At 32.2% G+C, this 4078-nt stretch carries 4 protein-coding genes; 3 read left to right on the top strand and 1 reads right to left on the bottom strand.

The window, feature by feature from the left end; all coding sequences use genetic code 11:
• Positions 1-740, bottom strand: a 740-nt coding sequence (locus tag PHI38_RS09490) for a glycosyltransferase (protein WP_299855519.1), incomplete at its 3' end; no start/stop codon positions are given.
• A 122-nt stretch (positions 741-862) separates the two neighbouring features.
• Here PHI38_RS09490 and PHI38_RS09485 point away from each other — a divergent pair.
• The 3 genes from PHI38_RS09485 to PHI38_RS09475 form a co-directional block, all read left to right on the top strand.
• Positions 863-2572, top strand: a complete 1710-nt coding sequence (locus tag PHI38_RS09485; RefSeq protein ID WP_299855517.1) for an ABC transporter ATP-binding protein — start codon at positions 863-865, stop codon at positions 2570-2572.
• A 26-nt stretch (positions 2573-2598) separates the two neighbouring features.
• Positions 2599-3585 carry a UDP-N-acetylglucosamine 4,6-dehydratase (inverting) gene (pseB, locus tag PHI38_RS09480; protein WP_299855515.1) on the top strand — a complete coding sequence of 329 codons (987 nt, stop codon included), beginning with the start codon at positions 2599-2601 and terminating at the stop codon, positions 3583-3585.
• A gap of 1 nt (position 3586) precedes the next feature.
• Positions 3587-4078 (top strand): aminotransferase class I/II-fold pyridoxal phosphate-dependent enzyme (locus PHI38_RS09475; RefSeq protein ID WP_299855513.1); only part of this gene is annotated, 492 nt, incomplete at its 3' end.

Here is a 4078-nt window from a genome sequence, read left to right as displayed (position 1 = left end):
ATTATCTTCTCTTTTAAACCTAAATCCTCAACACTTTGTTTTAATTTTTGAAGATAATGGCTATCCATAGTATGTCCAATAATAAGGGCTTTTATATTTAAATTTTTTAATTCGTTTATAGCCTCGATAAGAATATATTGTCCCTTTTCTTTCTCAATTCTTCCTACCATGCCGACTATAAATTCATCTTTTAGATTGTATTTTAATTTTAGTCCTTGGAGCTTTTTATCATCTATAAGACTCTCTTTTACTCCCAAATAAATAGATTCAATAGGAGGTCTTATGCTTGAAGGAATATATTTTTGCATTTGTTCTTTAACTTGCTTTGAAACGCTATGGAGCATATCTATATTTTTATAAAGCCATCTATGGTACATATCATCTTTGAATCTTGTCATATTCATGTGTCTTGAGTGAAGAAGTCTAGGCTTTTTTTTACTTAATAATTTTGCCAAAACAGCGGTAATAATATCTTTGCCCCAGTGAAAATGAATTAAATCAATACCTTTTTCATCTATAAATTTTGCAAGTTTTATAGCGGGAATAAATGGGAGGAGTTTATTTCTTTTTATAGTAATTTTATTTTCGTCTTTTATTAAATTATCAAGTTTTGTATCTGGGGCAACTACTATGTAAGAGAGAGTTTTAGATTTAAAATAGTTATGACAAGCAAGGGCGGAGAGTTCTAATCCTCCTAAGCCATGAGCTAAACAAAGTTCAACTATCTTTTTATTTTTCATTTAAATCCACTAATTAATTATAATGTTTGAATTTTACAGAAAATAGGATGAAAATAAGATAATTTAGCGTTAATTTTAATTTTTTAGATAAAATTCATCAAAATAAGAGTTTTGGATTGTTATTGAAAAAAGTATTTAAACGATATTTGCCATATATAAAAGAGTACAAGAAAGAGTACTTTATAGTTGTTATAGGCATGCTTTTTACAGTAGGTGCTACAACTGCAACTGCTCACATTATGAAACCACTTATGGATGAGATGTTTATAGAAAAAAAAGAGGCAATGTTATATTTTATACCTCTTGGCCTTATTGGTATTTATTTTTTTAAATCGCTAGGTAGATATATGCAGTCTGTATATATGGCATATATTGGGCAGCATATAGTTACAAGATTTCGTGAGATGATGCTTGAGAAAATCATAAATTTTGATATGATGTATCTCTATCAAAACCGCAGTGGAGAGCTTATCTCAAGAGTAACTAACGATATAGACAGAATTAGATATTTTGTGTCAAACATGTTACCAGAACTTCTTCGTGAGAGTTTAACCGTAATAGCGCTTGTAACCTATGTTATATATCTAAACCCAATACTTTCATTTTACTCTTTGGTTCTTCTTCCTTTAGCAGTCTACCCAATTCTTCAAATAGGCAAAAAACTAAAAAAATATTCTCGTCGTTCTCAAGAAAAAAATGCAGATGTGTTAAGTAGGCTAACGGAAGTTTTTAACAACAGTGAAATCATAAAAGCAAACGCTACGCAGAAGTTTGAAATGGCGCGTTTTAGTGTACAAAATTGGCAATTTTTTAAAATAAATATGAAATCTATTTATGTGGGTGATATAGTCTCTCCACTTATGGAATTAGTTGGTGCGGTAGGGCTTGCAGCTGTTATATATTTTGGTGGAAGAGAAGTTTATAATGGTAATATGAGTGTTGGAGAGTTTAGCGCTTTTATAACTGCCATAGGACTTGTTTTTCAGCCAATTCGCCGTATTGGCTCAATTTATTCAAAGATTCAAGATGCCATCTCTGCGAGTGAGAGAGTTTTTGAACTGCTTGATAAAGAGAACAAAATAGTTGATGGAGCAAAAATTTTAAAAGAAGATATAACGCATATCGAGTTTAAAGACGTAAGACTGAAATATGATGATAGTTATATCTTAGATGGTATAAATTTAGAGATAAAAAAAGGTCAAAACATAGCACTTGTTGGAGATAGCGGTGGCGGTAAGAGTACATTTATAAATATGCTTCTTAGATTTTATGACCCACAAGAGGGCGCCGTTCTTGTAAATGGTATAAATATAAAAGAGCTTACGCAAGATTCTCTAAAGCACCATATAGCGCTTGTTACACAAAGAATTTATATATTCCAAGACACTCTAGCTGCAAACGTTGCGTATGGACAAGAGATCGATGAGCAAAGGGTAAAAGAGGCACTTATACTAGCCGATGCTTGGAACTTTGTAGAGTCACTTGAAGATGGGATAGAGACAAAAATGGAAGAGTTTGGCTCAAATCTCTCAGGTGGACAAAGACAACGCATCGCGATTGCTAGAGCTATTTATAAACATGCCTCACTTATACTATTTGATGAAGCTACATCAGCGCTTGACAATGAGAGTGAGAAGAGAATTCAAGAAGCACTTCATAACTACACAAAAGATAAAATAACTATCACAATTGCTCACAGACTAGGAACAATAGAAAATGCAGATAAGATTTTGGTCGTGCAAAAAGGTAAAGTCATAGCGAGTGGAAGCCATGCTGAGCTATTAGAGAGATGTAAGGTTTATCAAAAGTTAGCTGGGAAGCTTGAGAAATAAATTTATCATAATTAAGGAAAAGAATAATGTTCAATAATAAAAAAATACTAATCACTGGCGGAACAGGGAGTTTTGGTAAAAAATATACCGAGATGATACTTTTAAAATATAAACCAAAAAAGATTATTATTTATAGTAGAGATGAGCTAAAACAATACGAAATGGGGCAAACTTTTAATGATCCTTGTATGAGATATTTTATAGGCGATGTTAGAGACGGTAAAAGACTTGATGAGGCTATGCAAGATGTGGATTATGTTATCCATGCTGCTGCTCTAAAGCATGTGCCAGTTGCTGAATACAATCCTATGGAGTGCATAAAAACAAATATAGATGGTGCTCAAAATGTAATAAGTGCAGCTATTAAAAATGAAGTTGAAAAAGTCATAGCACTCTCAACCGATAAAGCATCAAGCCCAATAAACCTTTATGGTGCTACAAAACTAGCATCAGATAAACTTTTTGTAGCGGCAAATAATATGGTGGGAACTAAAAAGACAAGATTTTCAGTAGTAAGGTATGGCAATGTTGTAGGCTCAAGAGGATCTGTTGTGCCTTTTTTTCAAAAACTTATATCTGATGGAGCAAAAGAGTTGCCAATAACTGATACTGCTATGACAAGATTTCTTATCACTTTAGAAGATGGTGTGAATTTTGTCTTAAATGATTTTGAGAGAATGCATGGAGGAGAGATATTTATCCCTAAAATTCCATCTATGAAGATGACAGATTTAGCAAAATCACTTGCTCCAAATTTATCTCATAAAATTATAGGCATAAGACCTGGTGAAAAAATGCATGAAGTAATGATAACAGCAGATGATAGAGTTGTTGAGTTTGATAGTTACTATGTCATAACTCCTACTATTCAGTTTAATCATATATCTGACTTTACTAAAAATGCTTTAGGCCAACAAGGCAAAGATATTGGAATAGGTTTTGAATATAATTCATTAAATAATACTCAGTGGCTAACAAATGAGCAATTTTTAAAAATGGTAGAGAACTCATAAAATGAATTTTATTCCTTATGGTAAGCAGTACATAGAACAAGATGATATAGATGCAGTAGTAGAAACTTTAAAGTCAGATTTTCTAACAACTGGGCCAAAAATAAAAGAGTTTGAAGAAGCTTTAAGTGAATATTGTGGCGTAAAATATGTGGTTGCAGTGTCAAATGGTACTACTGCTCTTCATCTAGCATCAATATGCTTATTAGAAAAGGGAGATAAAGTTTTAACTACTCCAAACTCTTTTTTAGCGACATCAAACTCTATACTTTATGTTGGAGCAAAACCAATATTTGTAGATATAGCAAAAGATGGAAATATCGACCTTGATCTATGTGAAGAAGAACTAAAAAAAGATAAAACTATAAACGCTATCTATGGGGTCTCTTTTAGTGGCCGTATGCTTGAGCAAGAAAAATTAAAGTATCTAAGAAAAACTTATAACATAACCATACTAGAAGATAATGCTCACTCTATAGGTGCAATTTATGATGGT

It is taken from the genome of Sulfurimonas sp., from assembly GCF_028694895.1.
Lineage (GTDB): Bacteria > Campylobacterota > Campylobacteria > Campylobacterales > Sulfurimonadaceae > Sulfurimonas.
The sequence above is the reverse complement of the archived record's forward strand: the minus strand, read 5'-3'. Positions and strand labels throughout refer to the sequence as shown.